22 protein-coding genes are annotated in these 23320 nt (G+C 68.9%); 13 read left to right on the forward strand and 9 right to left on the reverse strand.

Annotated elements, in window-relative coordinates:
- Positions 1-11: 11 nt before the first annotated feature.
- The 6 genes from mdcB to mdcA are packed head-to-tail and all read right to left on the reverse strand — an operon-like array spanning position 12 to position 5071.
- Positions 12-851 (reverse strand): triphosphoribosyl-dephospho-CoA synthase MdcB, encoded by an 840-nt coding sequence (gene mdcB / locus MKK49_RS06050; protein ID WP_244027145.1) that lies wholly within the window; start codon positions 849-851, stop codon positions 12-14.
- Positions 845-1480, reverse strand: coding sequence for a malonate decarboxylase holo-[acyl-carrier-protein] synthase (gene mdcG, locus MKK49_RS06055; protein WP_244027146.1), 636 nt, complete (start codon positions 1478-1480; stop codon positions 845-847). The genes mdcB and mdcG overlap by 7 nt, the downstream gene beginning before the upstream one ends.
- Positions 1473-2198: a biotin-independent malonate decarboxylase subunit gamma gene (locus MKK49_RS06060; RefSeq protein ID WP_244027147.1), complete on the reverse strand. Its 726-nt coding sequence runs from the start codon at positions 2196-2198 to the stop codon at positions 1473-1475. The genes mdcG and MKK49_RS06060 overlap by 8 nt, the downstream gene beginning before the upstream one ends.
- Complete coding sequence (locus MKK49_RS06065; protein WP_244027148.1) at positions 2185-3096, reverse strand: biotin-independent malonate decarboxylase subunit beta; 912 nt, start codon at positions 3094-3096, stop codon at positions 2185-2187. The genes MKK49_RS06060 and MKK49_RS06065 overlap by 14 nt, the downstream gene beginning before the upstream one ends.
- Positions 3093-3410: a malonate decarboxylase acyl carrier protein gene (gene mdcC, locus MKK49_RS06070; RefSeq protein WP_244027149.1), complete on the reverse strand. Its 318-nt coding sequence runs from the start codon at positions 3408-3410 to the stop codon at positions 3093-3095. Before mdcC ends, MKK49_RS06065 begins: the two co-directional genes overlap by 4 nt.
- Positions 3411-3424: 14 nt before the next feature.
- The gene (gene mdcA, locus MKK49_RS06075; RefSeq protein ID WP_244027150.1) at positions 3425-5071 is read right to left on the reverse strand and encodes a malonate decarboxylase subunit alpha; all 1647 of its coding nucleotides are present in this window, start codon (positions 5069-5071) and stop codon (positions 3425-3427) included.
- Between the two features lie 485 nt (positions 5072-5556).
- On the opposite strand from mdcA, the gene MKK49_RS06080 reads away from it, so the two are divergent.
- Positions 5557-7992: a glycogen/starch/alpha-glucan phosphorylase gene (locus MKK49_RS06080; protein WP_244027202.1), complete on the forward strand. Its 2436-nt coding sequence runs from the start codon at positions 5557-5559 to the stop codon at positions 7990-7992.
- Between the two features lie 79 nt (positions 7993-8071).
- Here the strand turns inward: MKK49_RS06080 and MKK49_RS06085 are convergent, their stop codons facing one another.
- On the reverse strand, positions 8072-8599 hold the full coding sequence (locus tag MKK49_RS06085; protein WP_244027151.1) for a DUF1465 family protein: 528 nt from the start codon (positions 8597-8599) through the stop codon (positions 8072-8074).
- A gap of 340 nt (positions 8600-8939) precedes the next feature.
- Between MKK49_RS06085 and rpmH the strand changes: the two genes are divergently transcribed.
- From rpmH to MKK49_RS24475, 6 genes are all read left to right on the forward strand, one after another.
- Positions 8940-9074: a 50S ribosomal protein L34 gene (rpmH, locus tag MKK49_RS06090; protein ID WP_055947927.1), complete on the forward strand. Its 135-nt coding sequence runs from the start codon at positions 8940-8942 to the stop codon at positions 9072-9074.
- 39 nt (positions 9075-9113) lie between these two features.
- The gene (gene rnpA / locus MKK49_RS06095) at positions 9114-9698 is read left to right on the forward strand and encodes a ribonuclease P protein component (RefSeq protein WP_244027152.1); all 585 of its coding nucleotides are present in this window, start codon (positions 9114-9116) and stop codon (positions 9696-9698) included.
- Positions 9691-11538 (forward strand): membrane protein insertase YidC, encoded by a 1848-nt coding sequence (gene yidC, locus MKK49_RS06100; protein WP_244027153.1) that lies wholly within the window; start codon positions 9691-9693, stop codon positions 11536-11538. Before rnpA ends, yidC begins: the two co-directional genes overlap by 8 nt.
- A gap of 152 nt (positions 11539-11690) precedes the next feature.
- Complete coding sequence (gene yihA, locus MKK49_RS06105) at positions 11691-12338, forward strand: ribosome biogenesis GTP-binding protein YihA/YsxC (RefSeq protein ID WP_244027154.1); 648 nt, start codon at positions 11691-11693, stop codon at positions 12336-12338.
- The gene (locus tag MKK49_RS06110) at positions 12335-12709 is read left to right on the forward strand and encodes a DUF423 domain-containing protein (RefSeq protein ID WP_244027155.1); all 375 of its coding nucleotides are present in this window, start codon (positions 12335-12337) and stop codon (positions 12707-12709) included. The genes yihA and MKK49_RS06110 overlap by 4 nt, the downstream gene beginning before the upstream one ends.
- A gap of 12 nt (positions 12710-12721) precedes the next feature.
- Positions 12722-12853: a hypothetical protein gene (locus MKK49_RS24475; protein ID WP_279595355.1), complete on the forward strand. Its 132-nt coding sequence runs from the start codon at positions 12722-12724 to the stop codon at positions 12851-12853.
- Between the two features lie 280 nt (positions 12854-13133).
- Here the strand turns inward: MKK49_RS24475 and MKK49_RS06115 are convergent, their stop codons facing one another.
- Positions 13134-13703, reverse strand: a complete 570-nt coding sequence (locus tag MKK49_RS06115; RefSeq protein ID WP_244027156.1) for a carboxymuconolactone decarboxylase family protein — start codon at positions 13701-13703, stop codon at positions 13134-13136.
- 8 nt (positions 13704-13711) lie between these two features.
- Positions 13712-15163, reverse strand: coding sequence for a short-chain fatty acid transporter (locus MKK49_RS06120; protein ID WP_244027157.1), 1452 nt, complete (start codon positions 15161-15163; stop codon positions 13712-13714).
- Between the two features lie 244 nt (positions 15164-15407).
- On the opposite strand from MKK49_RS06120, the gene MKK49_RS06125 reads away from it, so the two are divergent.
- From MKK49_RS06125 to MKK49_RS06150, 6 genes are all read left to right on the forward strand, one after another.
- Positions 15408-15728: a hypothetical protein gene (locus tag MKK49_RS06125; RefSeq protein ID WP_244027158.1), complete on the forward strand. Its 321-nt coding sequence runs from the start codon at positions 15408-15410 to the stop codon at positions 15726-15728.
- Between the two features lie 211 nt (positions 15729-15939).
- Positions 15940-16719 carry a ribosome maturation factor RimP gene (gene rimP, locus MKK49_RS06130; protein ID WP_244027159.1) on the forward strand — a complete coding sequence of 260 codons (780 nt, stop codon included), beginning with the start codon at positions 15940-15942 and terminating at the stop codon, positions 16717-16719.
- Between the two features lie 74 nt (positions 16720-16793).
- Positions 16794-18398, forward strand: coding sequence for a transcription termination factor NusA (gene nusA / locus MKK49_RS06135; RefSeq protein WP_244027160.1), 1605 nt, complete (start codon positions 16794-16796; stop codon positions 18396-18398).
- 95 nt (positions 18399-18493) lie between these two features.
- Positions 18494-19312: an RNA-binding protein gene (locus MKK49_RS06140; RefSeq protein WP_244027161.1), complete on the forward strand. Its 819-nt coding sequence runs from the start codon at positions 18494-18496 to the stop codon at positions 19310-19312.
- On the forward strand, positions 19313-22237 hold the full coding sequence (infB, locus tag MKK49_RS06145) for a translation initiation factor IF-2 (protein WP_244027162.1): 2925 nt from the start codon (positions 19313-19315) through the stop codon (positions 22235-22237).
- A gap of 187 nt (positions 22238-22424) precedes the next feature.
- The gene (locus tag MKK49_RS06150) at positions 22425-23300 is read left to right on the forward strand and encodes a hypothetical protein (protein WP_244027163.1); all 876 of its coding nucleotides are present in this window, start codon (positions 22425-22427) and stop codon (positions 23298-23300) included.
- Positions 23301-23320 lie beyond the last annotated feature (20 nt).

A 23320-nucleotide genomic window follows, 5' to 3' on the forward strand; every position in this document is an offset into this window, starting at 1 on the left:
TGGGTTGAGGATCATGGGTCGAGGCCGTCGACGAACAGCGTCATGGCCAAGAGGTCCGCGCAGCCGCCGGGACTGAGGTTGCGCGCCACGAAGGCGGCGTGGATCGCCCGGGCGCGGGCGCGCCAGTCGGATCGGGCGATACCGCCCTCGACGAGGAACGCGCGAGCGGCCCCCTGCGCGAAGGCCAGGCCGGCCGGCCCGCCGCGATGCAGCAGGTTGGTGTCTTCCACGCTGGCGATGAGTGCGAAGCAGAGCTGCACCCGCGCGGCCTCGGGATCGTCCGGCCGCAGGGCTTCGGCTGCGTTCAAGGCCGGGCGTGCCACGTCGTAGATCGTCGGAAACCCGAGCACCGCCTCGCGCCGCGCCCCGCCGGCCCGGAAGCGGCGGGCGGCGAGGGTACCATGGCTGTCCGGGGGAACCGGACCGGCCGCGATGGCTGGTCCCCACAGGTCGGCGACGAGGCCGCCGAGGGTTCGACGGCTTCCCCGGGCCGCGCGAAACCCGGCGGCGGCGGTGAGGAGACCGAGGCCGAAGATCGCGCCGCGATGGGTGTTCACCCCGCCGGTGGCGTCGAGCATCGCTGACTCGGCCGCGAGGCCGATGGCCCGCAGGGCGTCCATGCCGGCGCCCCGCGCGCCGGCCTCGGTGAGGGCGACGAAGTACGGTCCCAGGGTCTCGGCGCTGCGGTTCAGCAGGGCCGCATCCATGTCGGCATGGGCGCCGGAATCGTTGGGGCTGACGAGGCCGGGTTTCGGATAGGTCGCGACTTCGAGGCGGAGGCAGGCCACGGCCCGCGCCGCGATGGTCTCCGCCCCGATGGCGGGCGGATGGACCCGCGCCGCGCTCAGCATCCCACCCCCGCGAGGAAATCCGCGCGGGGCATGAGGGCGACGCCGCGCGCGTCCTTGACCATGATTTCGGGCGTGCCCTCGGCGAGTTCGCGCCACTGGACAGCCATCCCCCCGGCCCCGAGGCACTCGCCGTCGATCCGCATGGGCGCGTCACGGTCGATGGCAGCGAGACCGGCCAGGAGCCGCTCCGCGGATCCATCGAGGTGCCACAGGAGGTCGATGTCGGAGGTGGGCGACAGGTAGGTCAGCCCCGTGAGGTGCTGCCAGGCGAGACTGCCGAAGGTTCGGGTTTCGGGATCGAGGTCGACGAGTCGGCGCAAGGTCGGCTGCCAGGCCGCAGCGGCGGCGGATGCCGCGGCGGCGAGGCGTGGCGGGGGGGCCGTGGAGAGAATCGCGGACGGCTCCATCAGGAAGGACAGGCGCCGTTTGCCCTCAGCCGGCGGCAGGGGCAGGCCGAGGGGAATACCGGATTCCCCGCCCGTGGGCCGGCGCACCACCAGGGGCCAGCCGCGCACGGCCCAGTCGGCGACGAGGGGCAGGCCCTCGAGGTCCGGTCGCCCGGCGAGATGCGCGCGCCAGGATGCGGGGTCGACCCTGACCATGTGATGGCGCGCGGGTGCCTCAGGCACGCTCGGTGACATGCGTCGCGACCCGCTCGGCGATGACGGCGGCGCGCGGTCGGCCGCCGCGCTCCGCACCGAGGCGGTCGCGCCGGTCGCCCGGTCCCGGCGGCGCGCAGAAGTGAGCCTCCAACTGCTCCGCCAGGGATTTTTCCGGGTCCCAGACGGTGTGGATCGCACCGGTCTGGACGAGGTTGTCGAGGCCGGGAGCGAAGACCGGGGTGGCACGGGCTTTTTCCGTCAGCACGTCGAGGGAAAGCTTCGTCACGCGGGCCATGGAGGGGAGATCCATGACCTCCGGATGTGCGCCCGGCAGGGCGACGAGATGGGCCGTGGCCAAGGCCGTCGCGATGAAGGCGCCGGCGGCGCTGCGTCCGTAGAGCAGGCCGAGGGTCGGATGACCCTCCGCCTCGGCCAGCATCAGCGCCTTGGCGAGGTGGGCGAGGTATTCGTTGAGGCCGAGGAGCTCGTCGCGCCGGCTCATGCGCTGGCTCGCCGAATCGATGAGCATCAGGATCGGTGCGCCATCGCCGGAGCGGGCGATGGCCAGCACCAGGCCCGCCAGCGCCAGAGCGCCGTCGATGCCGAGCGGCGTGCCCTCGGCGATCCCGAGCACGTGGACAAGGCCGCCGCCCGTTCGGCGGCCGGTGCCGAGGATCAATCCATCGGTGACGACGACGTCGTGGCCATCGGGGAACAGCCCAGCCAGAATCTCAGCGAGCGTCATCGGCACTCTCCCGACAGGTGGCGATCGCGCGGAACGCTTTCGTGGACAAGCCCGGCACGGCGGGCGCATCCGCGATCCCGAGAGCCGACCAGACCGCGACGGCGTCCGTGCTCGCGCCGAAGCGGGTGAGGCGCCGTTCCAGGCGGCTCTGCTCGGCGTCCAGGGTCGCGCGGTCGAGGCGGCCGGGCGCCTTGAGGACATCACGCACCGCGTCGCGAAACGCGCCCGGCCCGTCATCGACGAAAACATCGGCGCCGCCGATGAGGTAGCGGTGCTTGCCGCCCATGGTGCGCCAGACCAGGGCGCGGTCGCGGGCATCGAACTCCTCGACGCCCCGGTTCGTCTCGATCACCTCCGGGCCGGTGACGCTGATGCGTCCCTGCTCGGTGACGACGAGGGCCGAGCAGCAGCCGGCGATGAGGCCGCCGCCGCCGTAGCAGCCCGAACGCCCGCCGATGAGGCCGACGACGCGCGAGCCGGCGAGACGCGCCTCGACCAGAGCCCGCATGATCTCCGCGATGGCGGTCTCGCCCGCATTGGCCTCCTGCAGGCGCACGCCGCCGGTATCGAACAGGATGAGGACATCCAGGCTCAGGGTCTTGGCGGCACGGAGCAGGCCGACGAGCTTGGCTCCGTGGACCTCGCCCACGGCGCCGCCCATGAAGCGTCCCTCCTGGGCGGCAATCAGGATCGGCGCTCCCGCGAAGGTCGCACGGCCGACGATCATGCCGTCGTCGAACTGTTCGGGCAGGTCGAACAGGGCCAGGTGCGGGCTCGTCGCCCGTTCCTCGGGACCGACGACCTCGCGAAAACTGCCGGGATCGACCAGGGCGGCGACGCGCTGGCGGGCGTTGGCCTCGTACCAGCTCAGGGCTTCGGGCTCGAAGGCGGGATTCATGGTGCGTCTCCGGCGATGAGCCGCGCGCCCTGGGCGAGGCGCAGGGCGACGGTGTCGGGCCGGGCGCCGCCGTCGTTGATGGCGATGCGCAGGCCGCCCGCCCCGCGCCGCGCCACGAAATCCGCCACCACGGCGGCCCAGACCTCGCCGAAACCGTGGGCGGCGGTGGCGATCTCGACGGTGCAGCGGTCGGGCGCCAGCACCCGCTCCAGCAGGACTTCGAGGTTGCCGGACGCGACGATTCCGACGATGGCGCGGGGCTTGGTTCCACCGGCTGGGATCGGCGCATCGAGGGTGTAGCTGAGACGTTCCATCGGACGCTCTCCCGTCACCAGTTTCGGAATTGGCTCGGCGGCCGGTAGAGGCCGCCGGACGCGAGGGCGAGATCCTTGATGGAGCGGGCGGCGAGCAGGCTGCGGTCGGCGTCGAGGGGATCGATGCCAAGATCCTCCGGCCGGCGGATCACGCCGCGCTCGCGCAGGCGGGTGACCATGCCGGCATCGCGCCGCCGCCCGATCTCGGTGTAGCCGGCGACCCCCCGGATCGCCTGCTCGCGCTCGTCGGCGTTCCGACAGAGGAGCAGATTGGCGATGCCTTCCTCCGTGACGATGTGGGTGACGTCGTCGCCGTAGACCATGACGGGTGCCAGCGGCAGGTCGAGCTTCTCGGCCAGCGCCAGGGCGTCGAGGCGCTCCACGAACAGGGGGACGTTGCCGTCCCCGAAGGTCTCGCCGATCTGGACCACGAGCTTGCGGCCCCGCCGCAAGGGCGCCAGCGTGTCGGGATCGGCCTCGGCACCCGCCTTGAGCCAGGGCTCGCTCGGATGGCGGCGCCCGCGCGGGTCGGACCCCATGTTGGGCGCGCCGCCGAATCCGGCGATGCGGTTGGTGGTCACCGTCGAGCTGTGGCCGGCCAGATCGATCTGCAGGGTCGAGCCGATGAACAGGTCGCAGGCATAGAGCCCCGCCGTCTGGCAGAAGGCGCGGTTGGAGCGCAGCGACCCGTCCGCCCCCGTGAAGTAGATGTCCGGCCGGGCGGCGATGTAGTCGTCCATCCCCACCTCCGATCCGAAGCAGTGGATCTGCTCGACCCAGCCCGCCTCGATGGCCGGGATCAGGGTCGGGTGCGGGTTGAGCGCCCAGTGGGTGCAGACTTTTCCGCGCAGGCCGAGCTTCTCGCCGTAGGTCGGCAGCAGCAACTCGATGGCGGCGGTGTTGAAGCCGATGCCGTGGTTGAGCCGGCGGATGCCGTAGGGCGCGTAGAGCCCCTTGATCGCCAGCATCGCCGTGAGGATCTGGGTCTCGGTGATGGCGCCCGGATCACGGGTGAACAGGGGCTCGACGTAGAAGGGCTTGCCCGCCTCGACCACGAAGTGGACCCGGTCGCCGGGGATGTCGACGCGGGGCACCCGGTCGACGATCCGGTCCACCTGCGCCACGACGAGGCCGTCCTTGAAGCTCGTCGCCTCGACGACGGTCGGCGTGTCCTCGGTGTTGGGGCCCGTATAGAGGTTGCCGTCGCGGTCGGCGCTCACCGCCGCGATGAGGGCCACCTGCGGCGTCAGGTCGATGAAGTAGCGGGCGAACAATTCGAGGTAGGTGTGGACCGCGCCGAGCTCGATCTGCCCGCCGTAAAGCATCCGGGCGATGCGCGCCGCCTGCGGGCCGGAATACGAATAGTCGAGCCGGCGCGCGATGCCCTTCTCGAATACGTCGAGATGGGACGGCAGGACGATGCCCGACTGCACCATGTGCAGATCGTGGATCACCCCCGGATCGACCTCCGCCAGGGCGTCGGCGAGGACGTCCGCCTGCTTCTGGTTGTCGCCTTCGAGGCAGACCCGGTCCCCCGGGCGCAGCACCGCTTCGAGGAAGGGCGCGAGGTCGGACGCGGCCACGACCTTGCCGCGGGCGAAGGGCGCACCGGCCGCTATCCGCGCCGTGCGGGCGGCGCCCTGCCTCGCCCAATCCCTCATGGTCCGCCTCCGTATCCTGGGTGGCTATTTATGCAATCGTGCCGCACCGCGTATGCACTTGGCAAGAGCTTGCATACACAACGAGGTGAATTCGCGATAATGTGGCGGCAGGATGCGCGTTTCCGCCGCATTCACCGAACCTTCAACCTATCCCTGTCTCATTCCTGTGCGCATTCGATGCGACGCGTGGTGGGACCGGCCCGATGGAGTCCGGTCTCGGCACGGAGGCGGATGCCGGCACTTGCGTCATCGCGGGACCGGCGTCCCGCCGCTCACGACTGAACAGGTGGCAGCCGTGAGGCCCCGAGGATCACGCCCCATGGCGGCGGCAACCCGGGACATCGCGTTCAAGCGACCGGCCGCACGCCTGAAAGCACGAGGGGGATCGACACGTGTTGAATGAGAAGCTCATCGCACCCGAGGCCTGCGAGGATGCGGCCGGTCAGGCCGCCGTCCACCGGGCGCCCGCCGCCGTCTCCCGGGCATTGCCGGTAACGCCCACATCGGGCGACGCCGTGGCCGATCTGCGCGAAGCGATCCTGGCCAAGCTCGCCTACGCCATCGGCAAGACCCCGCAGAACGCCCGCGAGCGCGACTGGTTCGCCGCCACCGCCCTGGCCCTGCGCGACCGCATCGTCGACGCCTGCATGGCGAGCGGCGACGGCGTGCCGAACAAGCGCGTCTACTACCTCTCCCTCGAATTCCTCATCGGCCGCCTGCTCTCGGACGCGATGAACAATCTCGGCCTCGTCGAGACCACGCGCGCGGCGCTTCGCGATCTCGGCGTCAGCCTCGACACCGTCGAGGGCGCCGAGCCCGACGCGGCCCTCGGCAACGGCGGCCTTGGCCGCCTCGCCGCCTGTTTCATGGAAAGCATGGCGAGCCTGTCGATTCCGGCCATCGGCTACGGCATCCGCTACGATCACGGCCTGTTCCGGCAATCCCTCGAGGACGGCTGGCAGAAGGAGGCGCCCGAGACCTGGCTCGCCGAGGGCAACCCGTGGGAGTTCGTCCGTCCCGAGGCGACCTACACCATCGGGTTCGGCGGCCACGTCACCATGTCGTCCGTCGCCGAAGGCGTCATCCGCCGTCACTGGCACCCGGCCGAGACCGTCCGAGCGGTGGCCCACGACGTGCCGGTGGTGGGCTGGCGCGGACGCCACGTGAACACCCTGCGCCTGTGGAAGGCCGAGGCCGAGGCGCCCGTCGAGCTCGCCCGCTTCAACGGCGGCGACCACGTGGGCGCCGTGGCGGACCGCGCCCGGGTCGAGGCGATCTCGCGGGTGCTCTATCCCAGCGACTCGTCGGACTCCGGCCAGGAGCTGCGCCTGCGGCAGGAATACTTCTTCACCTCCGCCTCCCTGCAGGATCTCGTGCGCCGGCATGTCGCCGAGCGCGGCGACCTGCGCACCCTGCCCGACCACGCCGCGATCCAGCTCAACGACACCCATCCGGCCATCGCCGTGCCGGAGCTGATGCGCCTCCTCCTGGAGGATCACGGCTTCAACTGGGAGGATGCCTGGCACGTCACCACGAACACGCTGGGCTACACCAACCACACCCTGCTGCCCGAGGCGCTGGAGACGTGGCCGGTGGAGCTGATGGAGCGGGTGCTGCCGCGCCACATGCAGATCATCTACCTCATCAACTGGATGCACCTCGAGGAGCAGGGCCGGCACGGCCGGGCCGATGCGGCGCAGCTCGCCTCCGTGTCCCTCATCGAAGAGGCGAACGGCAAGCGGGTGCGCATGGGGCACCTCGCCTTCCTGGGCGCGCGCCGGGTCAACGGCGTTTCCGCCCTGCACACAAACCTCATGCGCTCGACGGTGTTCAAGGACCTGCACGCCCTCGATACGGACAAGATCGTCAACAAGACCAACGGCATCACCTTCCGCCGCTGGCTGCACAACTGCAATCCCGAGCTGACGCGCCTCGCCGTCGAGGCCGTGGGCGAAGGCGTCCTCGACAACCCCGAACTCCTGACGGGCCTCGCCGACCACGCATCCGACGCCGGCTTCCAGGACCGCTACCGGGCCATGCGCCGCGCCCGCAAGGAAGCGCTCGCCCGGGTGGTGGCCGAGCGCACGGGGATCGTCATCGATCCGTCGGGCCTGTTCGACGTGCAGATCAAGCGCATCCACGAGTACAAGCGCCAGCTCCTCAACGTCATCGAGACGGTGGCGCTCTATCAGGCGATCAAGGCCGAGCCGCACCGGGACTGGACGCCCCGCGTCAAGATCTTCGGCGGCAAGGCCGCGCCGAGCTACGTCCAGGCCAAGCTCATCATCAAGCTCGCCTGCGACGTCGCCCGGGTGGTCAACGACGACCCCGACGTGGCCGGACGCCTCAAGGTGGTGTTCCTACCGAACTACTCGGTGAGTCTCGCCGAGTCGATCATTCCGGCCGCCGACCTCTCCGAGCAGATCTCCACCGCCGGCATGGAGGCCTCGGGCACGGGCAACATGAAGCTGGCGCTCAACGGTGCCCTGACCATCGGCACCCTCGACGGGGCCAACATTGAGATCCGCGACCATGTCGGCGCGGACAACATCTTCATCTTCGGCCTCGATGCCGCCGGGGTGCAGGCCCGTATGAATGAGCCGGACTACGCGAAGGCCGCCATCGCCGCCTCGCCGCGTCTCGCCGCCGCCCTCGACCTCATCGGGACGGGCGGGTTCTCGCCCGACGACCCCGCCCGGTTCCGGCCCATCGTGGACAGCCTCGTCCACAACGACCGCTACCTGCTCACCGCCGATTTCGAGGATTACTGGCGCGCCCAGCGCGCCGTCGACGCGGCCTGGAACGATCCGGCGGCGTGGTGGCGCTCGGCGATCCTGAACACCGCCCGGATGGCGTGGTTCTCCTCCGACCGCTCCATGCGCGAGTACGCCGAGGAGATCTGGCGGGTGCGGGTCGCCTGACGCCACCACGCGCCGGCCCCGCCGACCGACGAAACGCCCCGGCCGATGCGAATCGGCTGGGGCCATTTGTATCAGGGCTTCAATGCGCCGTGCCGAAGGCGGCGAGCAGGCGGCTCTGCTGAGCGGCCACGGGGCTCGCGACGGCAATCGGCGTCGGACGCTCGTCGGTGATCACGTTGTCGAGGTGCAGGATGCGGGCATGCATCCGGCGCGAGCGCACGATGAGATCCTGAAGGCGCGCCGGCAGGATGCCGAACACGTCGGCCTTGAACGGATCGGGCGTGGTGAGACGCACCCGGGTCTTCTCCTCGAGGGCTTCGTTGGGCGTCAGCTCGCCCTCGGCCACGGCGCGCTGCACGAGGAGCCAGGAGGCGATCTGCATGAGGCGGGTGGTGAGCCGCATGGTCTCGCTGGCGTAGCTCAGGGTGCCGTCCCGCGACATCAGGCGCGATTCCTCGCGGCCCTCGCCGTCGAGATAGGCGGCCGCCTCCTCCACCATGGTCATGCCTTCGCGAAACAGGGTCTTGAAGGCATCCGAGCCGACATAGGTGTCGCCGAAATTGACCCAGTCCCGCTCGTCCCGGAATGTGACGTCGAATCCGTTCATCGTGCCTCCTATGCGGCGACCGGCCGGCCTGTCGTCCCGGACTGGGACATCGGCGGCGCCGTCCCCGTATGCTGCGCAATGCTAACGCCGCAGGCCGGCCGACGCGCCCTTAAGCCGTTATTAACCTTAACTTGGGCGCCTCCGAGCCGCCGGTTTCATGCCCCCCGAACGGAGGGCGCGCGTTGACTCCGTGCCGGCCATCCGCCATAAGCCGCGCCATCGCGACGCGGCGCTCTTCTGGGCGCTGTTCGCGCTTGCAGACACATTCTGGACGCGTGACGGGGCCTGCACTGGCGGTGAAGCCTGCGGCACCCATCCTCGGCCATTCGGAGATCGCGCCGTGAAGAGAACCTATCAGCCCAGCAAGCTCGTGCGTAAGCGTCGTCACGGCTTCCGCGCCCGTATGGCCACCGCCGGTGGCCGCAAGGTGATCGCGGCCCGCCGCGCCCACGGCCGCAAGAAGCTGTCGGCCTGAGAACAAGGCATCGCGCCGCCTTCGCGCGGCGCGTCCCGCATGGATCCGGCCCCGGGCCGCGAGATCGGATCGGCCGTGTCGACGATCGGACGGTTGACCCAACGTTCGGACTTCCTGGCTGCGGCGGGAGGACGGCGCTTCCATACGGAGCGCTTCTCCGCCCAAGGTCGGTTGCGCAATGTCGCGGGACCCGAGGCTTTGCGTGACGTCGCTGCGCCCGAAGGCCTGCGAATCGGTTTCACCATCACCAAGCGCGTCGGACACGCCACGGAACGCAACCGCATCCGGCGGCGGCTTCGTGCCGCCGTGCGTGCGGCTGCCGACGCCCTGCCGAACCCGCCGGCCGATATTGTGCTCGTCGCCCGACGCCCGGCCCTGACGGCCCCCTTCGAGACGCTGATCGAAGATCTGCGCCGCGCGGTGCCCGTCGTGACGAAGCCGCAAGCGCGCAAGGAATCGTCCGGCACCGAACGCCCCGGTTCGCGTCGCGGTCGTGGCAAGGCGACGTCTGGCGCATCGGGCGCGATGCCGCTATTGGCCTCTGGCCCCGAGGCGGCCCAGCCGGCCCGCGCCACGGCGCCCTCCCCCATTCCCAACGCATGCGACGGACCGACCGATGGGTAATGACAAGACGAACATGATCGTCGCGATCGCCCTGTCGCTGGCGGTTCTGCTCGGCTGGAACTACTTCATCGCCGCGCCGCGCGTGGAGCAGCAGCGTCAGGCCACGCTCCAGGGCAAGGCCGCGACCTCGCCCGACGGCGTGCCGAGCGCGAGCCCGAAGGAGGGCGGCCCGGCCGCCCCCGTGCCCGGCACCCTGCCGGGCGCCGCCGGCGGCACGCAGGGTGGCGTCGAGCCCCGAGAGGCGGTGATCGCCCGCTCGCCCCGCGTGACCATCGACACGCCGGCGCTCTCCGGTTCCATCGCCCTCAAGGGCGCGCGCATCGATGACGTCCTGCTGAAGAACTACCACGAGACCGTGGACGACAAGAGCCCGCGCATCGTGCTTCTGTCGCCGACCGGTACGGCCAATCCGTATTACGGCGAATTCGGCTGGGTTGGCCAGAATGCCGGTCCCCTGCCGGGCAGCGACACGATCTGGACCGCCGACGCCACCACCCTGTCGGTGGGCAAGCCCGTCACCCTGAGCTTCGACAATGGGGCCGGCCTCGTGTTCCGCCGCATCGTCGCGGTGGACGACAAGTTCATGTTCACGGTCCGCGATGAGGTCGAGAACAAGGGGGCCGCCGCCGTCAGCCTCTATCCGTACGGCCTCGTCTCGCGCTGGGGCAAGCCGACGACGCAGGGCTACTACGTGCTCCACGAGGGCATGATCGGCGTGCTCGGCGCCGACGGCCTCCAGGAATACACCTACGACCACCTCGCCAAAGAGCCCGTGCTCGGCAACGTTGCCACCAAGGGCAAGTCCTGGACGGGCGTCACCGGCGGCTTCGTCGGCATCACCGACAAGTACTGGGCGGCGGCCGCGATCCCCGACCAGGCGGCCCCCTACACCGGCAGCTTCACCGAGCGCACGGACGGCGCCACCAAGGTCTACCAGGCAAGCGTGCTCGGCGGCGTGCGCGTCGTCGATCCCGGCGCCACGGCGACCGCGACGCAGCAGCTCTTCGCCGGTGCCAAGGAAGTCAACACCATCAACGGCTACCAGAAGGATCTCGGCATCGAGAAGTTCGATCTGATGATCGACTGGGGCTGGTTCCACTTCATCACCAAGCCGATGTTCCGGGCGCTGGACTTCTTCTACCACCTGTTCGGCAATTTCGGCGTCGCGATCCTGGTCGTGACCCTGTGCCTCAAGCTCCTGTTCCTGCCCATCGCCAACAAGTCCTACCAGTCCATGGCCAAGATGAAGGCCGTGCAGCCCGAGATGGCCTCCATCCGCGAGCGCTACGGCGACGACAAGCTGAAGCAGCAGCAGGCGATGATGGAGCTGTACAAGAAGGAGAAGATCAATCCGGTGGCCGGCTGCTGGCCGGTGCTGATCCAGATCCCGGTGTTCTTCGCCCTCTACAAGGTGCTGTTCATCACCATCGAGATGCGGCACGCGCCGTTCTTCGGCTGGATTCAGGATCTGGCCGCGCCCGATCCGACGAGCTTCCTCAACCTGTTCGGCCTGCTGCCCTACGCCGCCCCGGACATCGTCCACCTCGGCATCTGGCCCATCATCATGGGCATCACGATGTTCATCCAGATGAAGATGAACCCCGCGCCGCCGGACCCGGTCCAGGCGCAGATCTTCACCTTCATGCCGATCGTGTTCACCTTCATGCTCGGCTCGTTCCCGGCCGGACTCGTGATCTATTGGGCCTGGAACAACACCCTCTCGGTGATCCAGCAATACGTCATCATGCGCCGCAACGGCGTAAAGGTGGAGTTGTGGGACAACCTCTCGGGGATGTTCAGGAAGAAGTCCGGCGACAAGAACGCGGTCGCCAAGAACTGATCTCCTGGTGTGACGCGAGCCTGCTACGGGCAGCGCGCGCGACACCCGCACCACACCGGTCCTTCCCGTCCTGACGATGGGGAGGACCGTCCTGTTTCTCGCGTGTCGGCTGTCTGATGGCGGATACGCCCGCTCCGAATGGTCCCGACCCCATGTCCCAAGCCGAAGACGCCGCGCTCCTCGAAGCCGGCCGCCTGCTGTTCGCGGGAGCCGCCGACTTCCTGTCCTCGGCCCCGACCGTGGTGGCCCTGCCGCCGATGAAGGGCGTCGAGATCGCGTTCGCGGGCCGCTCCAACGTCGGCAAGTCGAGCCTCGTCAACGCGCTCACCGGCCGCAACACCCTGGCGCGGACCTCGCACACGCCCGGCCGGACCCAGCAGCTCAACTTCTTCGACATCGGCGGGCGCCTGACCCTCGTCGACATGCCGGGCTACGGCTACGCGGCGGTGGAGAAGACCAAGGTCGAGGCCTGGACCGACCTCATCCACGACTACCTCAAGGGCCGGGCCAACCTCGCCCGGGTGTTCATGCTCATCGATTCGCGCCACGGCCTGAAGAGCATCGACACCGACGTCCTCGACGGCCTCGACAAGGCCGCCGTGAGCTACCAGGTGGTGCTGACCAAGGGCGACGCCCTGAAGAAATCCGAGATCGAGGCGCGCATCGAGAAGACCCGCGAGGCCCTGTCGAAGCGCCCGGCCGCCTATCCGGAGATCCTCATCACGTCGAGCCGCGACGACCGCGGCGTGCCGGAACTGCGCGCCAGCGTCGCCCGCCTCCTCGCCGAGCGCGGCGCGTGACCCTCCCCGACCGCATCCTCCTGGCGCTGGGCGCCCTCGCCGGCCTGCTGGGCGTCGCGGCGAGCGCGGCGGCGGCGCACATCGCCGGAGCCGACAGCCTGAAGACGGCCGCGCAGTTCCTGCTGTTCCACGCCCCCGCCATCCTCGGGCTGGTGGCCCTGGCCGCGACAAGCACGACGCACCGCCCCGTCACGCGGCTCGCCGCCGCCGCCCTCGTCGTGGGCCTCGCCCTGTTCTCCGGCGACCTCGCCCTGCGGGCGCTTCATGGGACGCCGCTGTTTCCCATGGCCGCGCCCATCGGGGGTCTTGCGCTGATGGGGGGATGGTTGCTGGCGGCTGTCGGGGCGTTCGTTGCAGTCGAACGCCGGTAGGCGGGACGACACATGAATCTCGTTTTCAACGAGCAGATCAAGCTTCTTGCAGCCGCTTTGAATACGGCTGCGACCTCCTGTTTCACGGTCGGTATCGCGACCCCGGTCGCGGGCTACATCTACAACATCGGAATATGCAGTTGACCTTGAGTCCCTGGTCGCTGGGACTCGGCGTCGCCGGTTGGTTTCTGGCCGCCATCACCCTACATTTCCTCGCAAGACGCGCGTTGAAGGGGCTCAAGCCATGAGCGAACTGGCAATCCTCGCTTTCGTCGTAACTCCGACCATCGTCGTCGTGATGGGCTATGTCGCCGTGCGCCTACAGGAAGCGGCCGGCCGCCGATATGATGCTACCGTTCGGGACCGGAATCGCGTTTCTACCAGCGCGCCGCCGTCCTAGAATGACGGTTCTGCTCCGGAATCCCTAACCCACCAGCGGCGGCAATGGCGGGGGCGCGCCGTCCGGCAGGGCCGTCCGGGCCACGTTCATGCTCATGGCGAGCAGCGTGTAGTATCCGTTGATCCCCGCCATCTCGATGGCGCCCTGCTCCCCGAACCGCTCCGCAACCCGCCCGTAAGTCGCGTCGCTCACCGCCCTATTGCGGTGAAGCTCCGTCGAGAAAGCGTGGACGAGGGCTTCGTCCGCCCCCATCATATCGGGACGCCGTCCGTCGCGGATCGCCGCGACGATGTCCGGGTCGAGACCGGCCTCCACGGCGATGGGCGCGTGGATGTGCCATTCGAGCTGCTGGGACCATTCCCGCGCCGTGATGAGGATGATGAGCTCCGACAGGTGCAGGGGCAGCACGCTGCGGTAGCGCAGGTGCAGCCCCATGGTGCTGGCATTGGTCATCAGTTCGGGGCTGCGCAGGAGCGGCACGAACGGCCCGAAGACCGGCCCCTTGCGCGCGGCGCGGAACGCATCCGATGCCGCCCTCTGGGCCTCGGTGAGCCGGTCGGCCGGGATCTCCGGCATGCGGTCGGGAGCGGACATGACCGGGCCTACGGCATCACGGGCGGATGATAGGTCAGGGTGAAGGCGAGCGCCCAGAGCAGGAACAGCACCACCGGCAGGTGGATGATGAGCTGCAGGAAGCTGAAGCCGACGATGTCACGGGCCTTCAGCCCGAGGATGCCCAGCAGCGGCAGCATCCAGAACGGGTTGATGAGATTCGGCAGGGCTTCGGCCGCATTGTAGACCATCACTGCCCAGCCGAGATGAACCTGCAGCTCGTTGGCCGCCTGCATCACGTAGGGGGCTTCGAGCAGCCACTTGCCGCCGCCGGACGGCACGAAGAAGCCGAGCACCGCCGAATACACGCCCATGGAAATGGGGAAGCTGCCCGTGGTGTTGAGGCTGACGAAGGCGTGGGTGATCACGTCGGAGACGGAGGTGCCGGCACCGTTCTTCGGCCCCGTCAGCATGGCGGAGATGGCGGCGTAGAACGGGAACTGGATCAGCACGGCGGCGGTGGCCGGCACGGCCTTGCCCACGGACTTCAGGAAGTTCTTCGGCCGCCAGTGCAGGAGCAGGCCGAGGGTGAGGAACAGGAAGTTGTAGGTGTTGAGGCTCGAGATCGCGGTGATCCACGATTGCCGGGCGAATTCCTGCACGAGCCAGCCGACCGCCAGGACGGCGAGGAGCAGGGTGAGGATCGGCGAGTGCTCGAGCCACTCGCTCGGCTGGCTCGGACGCGCCGTGTCGGGTTTTTCGCGCGAGACGTCGACGCCCATGGCTTCGGCCGTGACGGCGTTGGCCGGGCCGGGCGCCGAGACGTAGGCGATGACGATGGAGATCACGAACAGCACCACGGCGATCAGCATCGACTGCCACAGGAAGATCGTCTCGCTGAACGGGATCACGCCGGTGATGGCGAGAAGGTTCTTGGGCAGGCTGGCCGGATTGGCCTGGAGCTGGGCCGCCGACGAGCTGAGGCCCATGGCCCAGGTGGCGCCGAGGCCGAGATAGGCGGCGGCACCGGCCGCGCGGTAATCCATCTTGAGGTCCGTGCGGCGCGCGAGGGCCCGGGCCAGAAGGCCGCCGAAGATCAGGCTCAAGCCCCAGCTCAGGAACGACGACAGCATGGTCGCCGCCGCCACCATGCCGACGGCGCCGCGCCCGGATTTCGGGATGGCCGCGAGGCGGTCGATGAGGGCCTGCATCGGCGGGGCGGTGGCCACGACGTAGCCGCCGATGGTGACGAAGGCCATCTGCATGGTGAACGGAATCAGGCTCCAGAACCCGTCGCCGAAGCTTTTCGCGATGGCCGCCGGCGGGGCACCGTTGGCGAGCGCACCGAGCGCCACGATCACCACCGCGATGGCGACGAACACGAACGCATCGGGAAACCACTTTTCCGCCCAGGCGGTGAAGCGAATCCCCAAGCGCGACAGGGCGCCCTCGGTGGCCGTGTCCCCTGTCGGGCCGGAGGGCGGGCGAGGCGTGTTGGACATGGGCGGCATTCCACGGGCGTCCGAAGGCGGGCGCGCCATCTTGCGCAAACACCGGCCACGCTCAAGCGCGCCCGGCGGGCCATGAACACGTTCGGCGCGAGATGTCAGTCGATCCAGGAATCTTTGCGGTTCCTTATGACGTCGCCACCCATAACGGTTCGGTCGAGCTGATGCCCGGGGCGACCGCACCGGATGGAGGGATGTAATGTCCAAGGCTTCCCGGGAAATCGCTTTCGAACGGCTGATGGCGGGACGGCGCGCCCACACTCTGTTCGTGCGCGACCTCAAGACGGGGTTCGATGCGACCCCGTCCGCATCGTTCGACGGGAAGGCCTTCGGCAGCGGCAGAACCTGGCTCGCCGCCGCCATCGCAAACATCGCCATCGTGCTCGGCGTCGGGTTCTGCGTCGTCCTGGGGCCGCCCGTCCTCGAATGCCGACGCCAGGCGGAGATCGGTTTCTCTGCCGGCGGCAGCTTCCAAGGCTGCGTCCGAAAGGCGACAATCGAGCGCCTCGATCGCCTGGAAAGCCAGCTGAAGATGATGGTCCGCGGCTCCGGCCGCTAAGCCGGAGGACCGAAGGCGCGGCGCTTCACGGGCCAGCCGCGCGAAAACGCTTGAAACGGGATCGCGACGGGACTACTTGAACAGCATCAGTTCTGGTTGCAGTCTTGAGGCTGCGGTTCGGGAGTGGGCCCCACCGGGTCCGCTCTTTTTTATTGCCGCAATGCCCCGCGCCGCCGGATCACCTCACGCAAGGCCGGACGTAGCACGCAGCATGGCGGACACTCCCGAAAAACGGCTGATCACCGAGACTGGCGTCGCCGCACGCGTCGTCCAGGTCATCGAGGCTTCCATCGAGGGCTTGGGCTTTCGCGTGGTGCGGGTGCGGGTTTCCAGCGCCAACGGTTGCACGGTGCAGATCATGGCCGAACGGCCGGACGGTACGATGTCGGTGGATGATTGCGAGGCGGTGAGCCGGGCGATCTCGCCGCTTCTCGATCTCGACGACCCGATCGGCAAGCCGTACTATCTGGAGATCTCCTCGCCGGGCATCGACCGCCCCCTGGTACGGGCCGTCGATTTCGAGCGCTGGGCCGGCTACGAGGCCAAGATCGAGCTGGCCGTGCCCCTCGAGGGACGCAAGCGCTTTCGCGGCATCATCCGCACGCCCAATTCGGACGGGCTCACGGTACCCATCGACCTGCCCGACGTGAAGGAGGGCCTGCCGAGCCGCATCGATCTGCCTTTGCGCGATCTCGGCGACGCCTATCTCGTGCTGACGGACGATCTGGTGCGCGAGTCCCTGCGCCGGGGCGGCGGCCCGCCGCCGATGCTGGACGATGAGGACGAGGACACGGAGGAGGACGGCCCGGAGGCCGAGCCGGCGCCGCCCTTGAAGAAGAAGATCTCCCGACCCCTGAAGCCGAAGGCCTCTCAGAAGCCGAAGCCCGAAAAGGTCGAGACCGAAGCGAGTCTCGCCATCAAGGCACAGAACAAGGCCAAGCCCATCCGCACCAAGGCGGTACGGGTGAAGGACGACGGCAAGCTTCACTAGAAACGCCCTGGTCGCGCTCGAGAAACCGGGCGCGATCACGAAAAATCTCACGACGAAGAGAAGGACGAAAACCGATGGCCGTCGTCAGCGCCAACAGGCTCGAACTCCTGCAGATCGCCGAAGCAGTCGCGCGCGAAAAGGTGATCGACCGCTCCATCGTCATCGACGCCATGGAGGAGGCCATCGCCAAGGCCGCCCGCTCGCGCTACGGCGCCGAGACGGACGTCCATGCCGAGATCGACCCGAAGACGGGTGCGCTGCGCCTCTCGCGCCACCTCGTGGTGGTGGACCTCGTCGAGAACGACGCCCGCGAGGTCACCCTCGATCAGGCCCGGCGCTACAATCCCGGGGCGCTCGTCGGTGACGTGATCTCCGACACCCTGCCGCCGTTCGATTTCGGCCGCGTCGCGGCCCAGTCGGCCAAGCAGGTCATCGTCCAGAAGGTGCGCGACGCCGAGCGCGACCGCCAGTTCGACGAGTACAAGGACCGCATCGGCGAGATCGTCAACGGCCTCGTCAAGCGCGTCGAGTACGGCAACGTCATCGTCGATCTCGGCCGTGGCGAGGGCATCGTGCGCCGCGACGAGATGATTCCCCGCGAGACCTTCCGTCCCGGCGACCGCATCCGCACCTACCTGTTCGACGTGCGCCGCGAGGTGCGCGGGCCGCAGATCTTCCTCTCGCGCTCGCACCCGCAATTCATGGCCAAGCTCTTCGGCCAGGAAGTCCCCGAGATCTACGACGGCATCGTCGAGGTGAAGGCGGTCGCCCGCGATCCGGGTTCCCGCGCCAAGATCGCGGTCATCTCGCGCGATGGGTCCATCGACCCCGTCGGCGCCTGCGTCGGCATGAGGGGTTCGCGCGTCCAGGCCGTCGTCGGCGAGCTCCAGGGCGAGAAGATCGACATCATCCCTTGGTCCGAGGATCAGGCGACCTTCATCGTCAACGCGCTCCAGCCGGCGGAAGTCGTCAAGGTCGTGCTCGACGAGGAGGCCGACCGCATCGAGGTGGTGGTGCCCGACGACCAGCTCTCGCTGGCCATCGGCCGCCGCGGCCAGAACGTGCGCCTCGCCTCGCAGCTCACCGGCTGGGACATCGACATCCTGACCGAGGCCGAGGAATCGGAGCGCCGCCAGAAGGAATTCGCCGAGCGCACCGCCGTGTTCATGGAAGCCCTCGACGTCGACGAGACCGTCGGCCAGCTGCTCGCGGCCGAAGGGTTCCGGAACGTCGAGGAGATCGCCTACGTCGAGCCTGGCGAACTCGCCAACATCCAGGGCCTCGACGAGGAGAGCGGCACCGAGATCCAGGCCCGCGCCCAGGACCACCTCGCCCGCGTCGAGTCGGAGTTCGACGCCAAGCGCCAGGAGCTCGGCGTCCAGGACGAGCTGCGCGAGATCGACGGCATCACCACCCCGATGCTGGTGGCGCTCGGCGAGAACGACGTGAAGACCATCGAGGATCTGGCCGGCTGCGCCACCGACGACCTCGTCGGCTACACCGAGGGGCGCGGCCCCGAGGCGACGCGCCACGCCGGCTACCTCGACGGGTTCGAGGTCTCCCGCACGGAAGCCGAGGCCATGGTCATGGCCGCCCGCGTCCATGCCGGCTGGATCGAGGCCCCGGCGGAGGCCGCCGAGGGCGAAGCCGAGGACGCCGAGGCGCCCGCCTCGGCCTGATCGCCTATTTTCGACACTCGACGGAGGGAACGGGTGAACCCCGTCCCCTCCGTCGTCGTTTGCGTTTCACCGTTCTCCCGGAACCGTCCGCCGCCATGGTCCCCCTCCCCGAAGATCCGACGGCCGAGGCGCCCGAGGCGGAGTTGAGCGATGCGCTCGATGCCGGGCTCGGTCGTGGCCGCCAGGGTGCGGAGCGGACCTGCCTCGTCACCCGGACCAAGCACCCGCCCGGAGATCTCATCCGATTCGTGCTCTCGCCCGACGGGGAGGTCGTAGCGGATCTGCGCGCCAAGCTCCCCGGGCGCGGCGCCTGGCTCACGCCGACACGGGCGGTGGTGGCCGAGGCCCTGAAGAAGCGGGTGTTCCAGCGGGCCTTCAAGACCAAGGACGCCGCCGCACCGGCCGACCTCGCCGACCGGATCGCCGAGGGCCTGCGCGCCGACCTGCGCCAATCCCTGTCGCTGGCCAACAAGGCCGGCTGCGTGGTCGCGGGCTTCGCCAAGGTCGAGGCCGCCATCGGTGACAAGGCCGGCGTCGCGGCGGTGATCCAGGCCCATGACGGCAGTGCGGACGGCCGCCGGAAGATCGCGGCGGCATTGCACCGGCGCCATGCGGGTGCCATATCCCGCATTCCCGTCATCGAGAGCCTGTCCAATGAAGAATTGGGCGTGGCCTTGGGCCGGGATCATGTGATACATGCGGCTCTCGTCGCAGGAGTCGGGAGTTCCGGCTGCCTTGCGCGTTGGCGTCGGCTCCGCTCCTTCGAAGGTTTGGCGACGACGGCCGAGGAGGCCGGTTCAACCCGTTATGGGCAGACCGCTTCCGATCTGCACGACGACGAAGTGACGGATTCGCCCGGCGCACAGCAGTTTGCCGGTTCACGGGACGATGGAAACCCTCAGGGTTTGGACTGAATGAGCGATACGAACAATCCGGGCGACAAGACGCAGGCGAGACCCCCTTCGAAGCCGCTGTCCTTGAAGCGCCCGATCGAGCAGGGAACGGTGCGTCAAAGCTTCTCCCATGGCCGCACCAAGCAGGTCGTGGTCGAGACGGTGAAGCGCCGTGTCATCGGCGCGGCACCGGCCGCCCCCGTGCGGGAAACGACACCCGTCGCTCCGGCGACGCGCGTGGCGCCGCCTCCGCCCCCCGCCGCTCCCCGGCAGGCTCAGCGCTCGGCATCGGGCGTCGTGCTGCGCACGCTGAGCGAGCAGGAGAGCAACGCGCGTGCCGCGGCACTCGCCGACGCCAAGCGTCGCGAGGCGGAAGCCACGCAGCGCCTCGAGGCCGAGGCCGCCGCCGAGCGCGAGCGTCTGGCCGCCGAGCAGCGGGAGCGGGAGGCTGCCGAAGCGCGCAAGCGCGACGAGGAAGCCCGCCGCCGCCAGGACGAAGAGGCTCGCTTGGCCGCAGCCGAGGAGGCACGTCGTGCCACCGAAGAGGCTGCCGAGAAAGCTTCGAAGTCCGCCGATCCCGAAGTCGCGCCCGTGACCGCGGCGGCCCCCGCCGTGTCCAAAACGGCGCCGATGCCGGCTGCACCCACCATCGTGCGCGCTCCCCCGGCCGCCCCGCGCGCGCCGGCGGCTCCCGCTGCTGCATCTTCGGCTCCGGCGCGCCCCGCGGCGGCCGCCGCTCCCGCGGCCCGTCCGCCCCTGACCGCACGCCCGGCCTCCTCGGAGCCGCGCAAGACGATCACGGCCGACGTCCGCAAGCCGCGCGACCTCAACTTCATGGCTCGTCCCGCCCCGGCCCCAGAGCCGGAGCCGACGACGCCGACGACGGCCACCGCCGCACGCCCGGCCGGTGCCGCCACGACGGCCCGGACCCCGGGCCGTCCCCAGGCCGCCGAGGAGGAGAACGAGCAGAAGCGCGTCATCCGTCGCCCCGGCATGCCGCTCAAGATCATCACGCCGCCCAAGACCCCGAAGCAGCCGGGCGGCGACCGGAACCGTGGCCGCCTCACCATCGCCACGGCGACCTCGGGCGAGGACGAGCGCACGCGCTCCGTCGCCTCGTTCCGCCGTCGCCAGCAGCGCATGAGCGGCAACCGTCACGTCGAGCAGAAAGAGAAGCTCTCGCGCGAGGTGACGATCCCGGAGACGATCACGATCCAGGAACTCGCCAACCGCATGTCGGAGCGGGCCGTGGACGTCATCCGGCTGCTCATGAAGCAGGGCGAGATCCACAAGATCACCGACGTGATCGATTCGGATTCCGCGCAGCTCATCGCTGAGGAACTCGGTCACACTGTGCGCCGCGTCGCGGAATCGGATGTCGAGGAAGGCCTGTTCAGCGACGAGCCGGACCTGGAGGAGGATCTCGATCCCCGTCCCCCCGTCGTCACGATCATGGGTCACGTCGATCACGGCAAGACGTCGCTGCTCGACGCGATCCGCAAGACCACGGTGGTGTCCGGCGAGGCCGGTGGCATCACCCAGCATATCGGTGCCTATCAGGTGTCCACGCCCTCGGGCGACATGGTCACCTTCATCGACACCCCCGGCCACGCTGCCTTCACCTCTATGCGTGCCCGTGGCGCCAAGGTGACGGACGTCGTCGTACTCGTGGTGGCGGCCGATGACGGCGTCATGCCCCAGACGGTGGAGGCGATCTCTCACGCCAAGGCGGCCGGCGTGCCGCTCATCGTGGCGATCAACAAGATCGACAAGCCCGACGCGAACCCGCAGCGGGTCCGCACCGAGCTGCTGCAGCACGACATCCAGGTCGAGTCGATGGGCGGCGAGACCCTCGAGTTCGAGGTCTCGGCCAAGACCGGTGACGGTCTGCCGGATCTTCTGGAGGGTCTGCAGCTCCAGGCCGAAATCTTGAACCTGCGCGCCAACGAAGCGCGTGACGGCGAGGGCACGGTCATCGAGGCCAAGCTCGATCGCGGTCGCGGCCCCGTCGCCACCGTGCTCGTGCAGCGCGGCACCCTGTTCACCGGCGACATCGTCGTGGCCGGCGCCGAGTGGGGCCGCGTGCGCGCCCTCATCGACGACAAGGGCGAGAACGTCCCCTATGCGGGGCCGTCGGTCCCCGTCGAGGTGCTCGGCTTCAACGGTACGCCGGATGCGGGCGACCGCGTCGCGGTGGTTCCGAACGAGGCCCGTGCCCGCGAGGTCACCGAGTACCGTGCCCGTCAGAAGCGTGAGCGTCTGGCGGCTCGTACGGGCGGCGCCAACCGCTCGCTCGTCGACATGATGCGCGACCTCAAGGAGGGCGCCGGCCGCAAGGAACTCGCGCTCGTCGTCAAGGGCGACGTGCAGGGTTCGGTCGAGGCCATCAACGGCGCCCTGGAGAAGCTCGGGAACGACGAGGTGTCGGCGCGCATCCTGCTCGCCGGTGTCGGCGGCATCACCGAGTCGGATATCACCCTGGCGGAGGCCTCCAAGGCCGTCGTCATCGGCTTCAACGTCCGGGCGCACAAGGAAGCCCGGGAGTCGGCCGAGCGCAACGGCGTCGAGATCCGCTACTACAACATCATCTACGATCTGGTGGATGACATTAAGTCGACCCTGTCGGGCATGCTGCCGCCGACGCTCCGCGAGGAGCGGCTGGGCGAAGCCCAGATCCTGCAGATCTTCGACGTGTCGAAGGTCGGCAAGATCGCCGGTTGCCGCGTCACCGACGGTGTCGTCCAGCGTGGCGCCCACGTCCGCCTCATCCGCGACAGCGTGGTCATCCACGAGGGCAAGCTCTCGCAGCTCAAGCGCCTCAAGGACGACGCCAAGGAAGTCATCTCCGGCTACGAGTGCGGTATGTCGTTCGAGAACTTCCAGGACATGCGGGCCGGCGACACCATCGAGTGCTACCGGGTCGAGGAGATCCGCCGCACGCTCTGACGCGCCGCGACGGACACGGTTTGATCAAGGGCCGCAGCCTCGCGTTGCGGCCCTTTTTCGTCGCGGGGAAGCGATTAAGATTAAGGGAGAGTTTCCCCGGTCTCGGGCTCTTGCTGGACGGACGGCCATCCCGCGCTGGACTAATGTGCGAAAGAGCGAACCATCCCCGGGTTCGGCGGAGCCATCGATGCTGCAATCCTACGCCCTGCGGCGGGCGCTGAAAGACGGAAAGTACCGGAAGATCTTCGTTGAGCGGCTGACCGAGCCGCTGCATCTGAACGTCATCTCGGCGGGCGTCGCCCTGTTCGGCAGCTACCCGACGAAGGTCGCCTTCGACCTCGTGGTGCGCCAGCAATACGCTTACCCGATCCTGTTCGCTGCGGAATCCGCTAGGAAGCTCGGCCTCAAGCGGATCGCCGTTCTCGAATTCGGCGTGGCAACGGGGGCCGGCCTTCTCAACATGTGCGAGCTCGCCGCGCACACGGAAGCCGCCACCGGCGTCGCCATCGACGTCGTCGGCTTCGACACCGGCACCGGCATGCCCCCGGCCGTGGATCATCGCGACCTCCCGGAGTATTTCCAGGAGGGCGATTATCCGATGGATTTCGAGGCCCTGCGCCGCTCCCTACCGGCGCGCTGCCGCCTCCTCATCGGCGACGTCGCCGAAACGATCCCGGGCTATCTCGCGAGCGTGGGATCGGACGCCCCCATCGGCTTCGTCGCGGTGGACGTTGACTATTACTCCTCCACCGTTCGGACCCTGCCGATCCTCGACGGCGCGCCCGACCGATACCTGCCCATCGTCCCCGTCTACCTCGACGATGTCGCCATGGACGGCTGCAATCCGTGGAACGGCGAACTCCTGGCCGTGGCCGAATTCAACGCCGCTCACCCCTTGCGCAAGATCGCGCCGTTCAATCTCCTGCGCTCGAAGCGCATCTTCAAGAACGCCCAATGGATCGACCGGATGTTCGCCGCGCACATCCACGATCACCCGGCCCGCACCCCGGCCACGGCGAAACGTGCGCAACAGGCCTATATCCAGAACGAGTATTTGCGTTAAGAGAGCGCCTTCGACATCCG

It is taken from the genome of Methylobacterium sp. J-090 (assembly GCF_022829345.1).
In the GTDB taxonomy this organism is placed as follows: Bacteria; Pseudomonadota; Alphaproteobacteria; order Rhizobiales; family Beijerinckiaceae; genus Methylobacterium.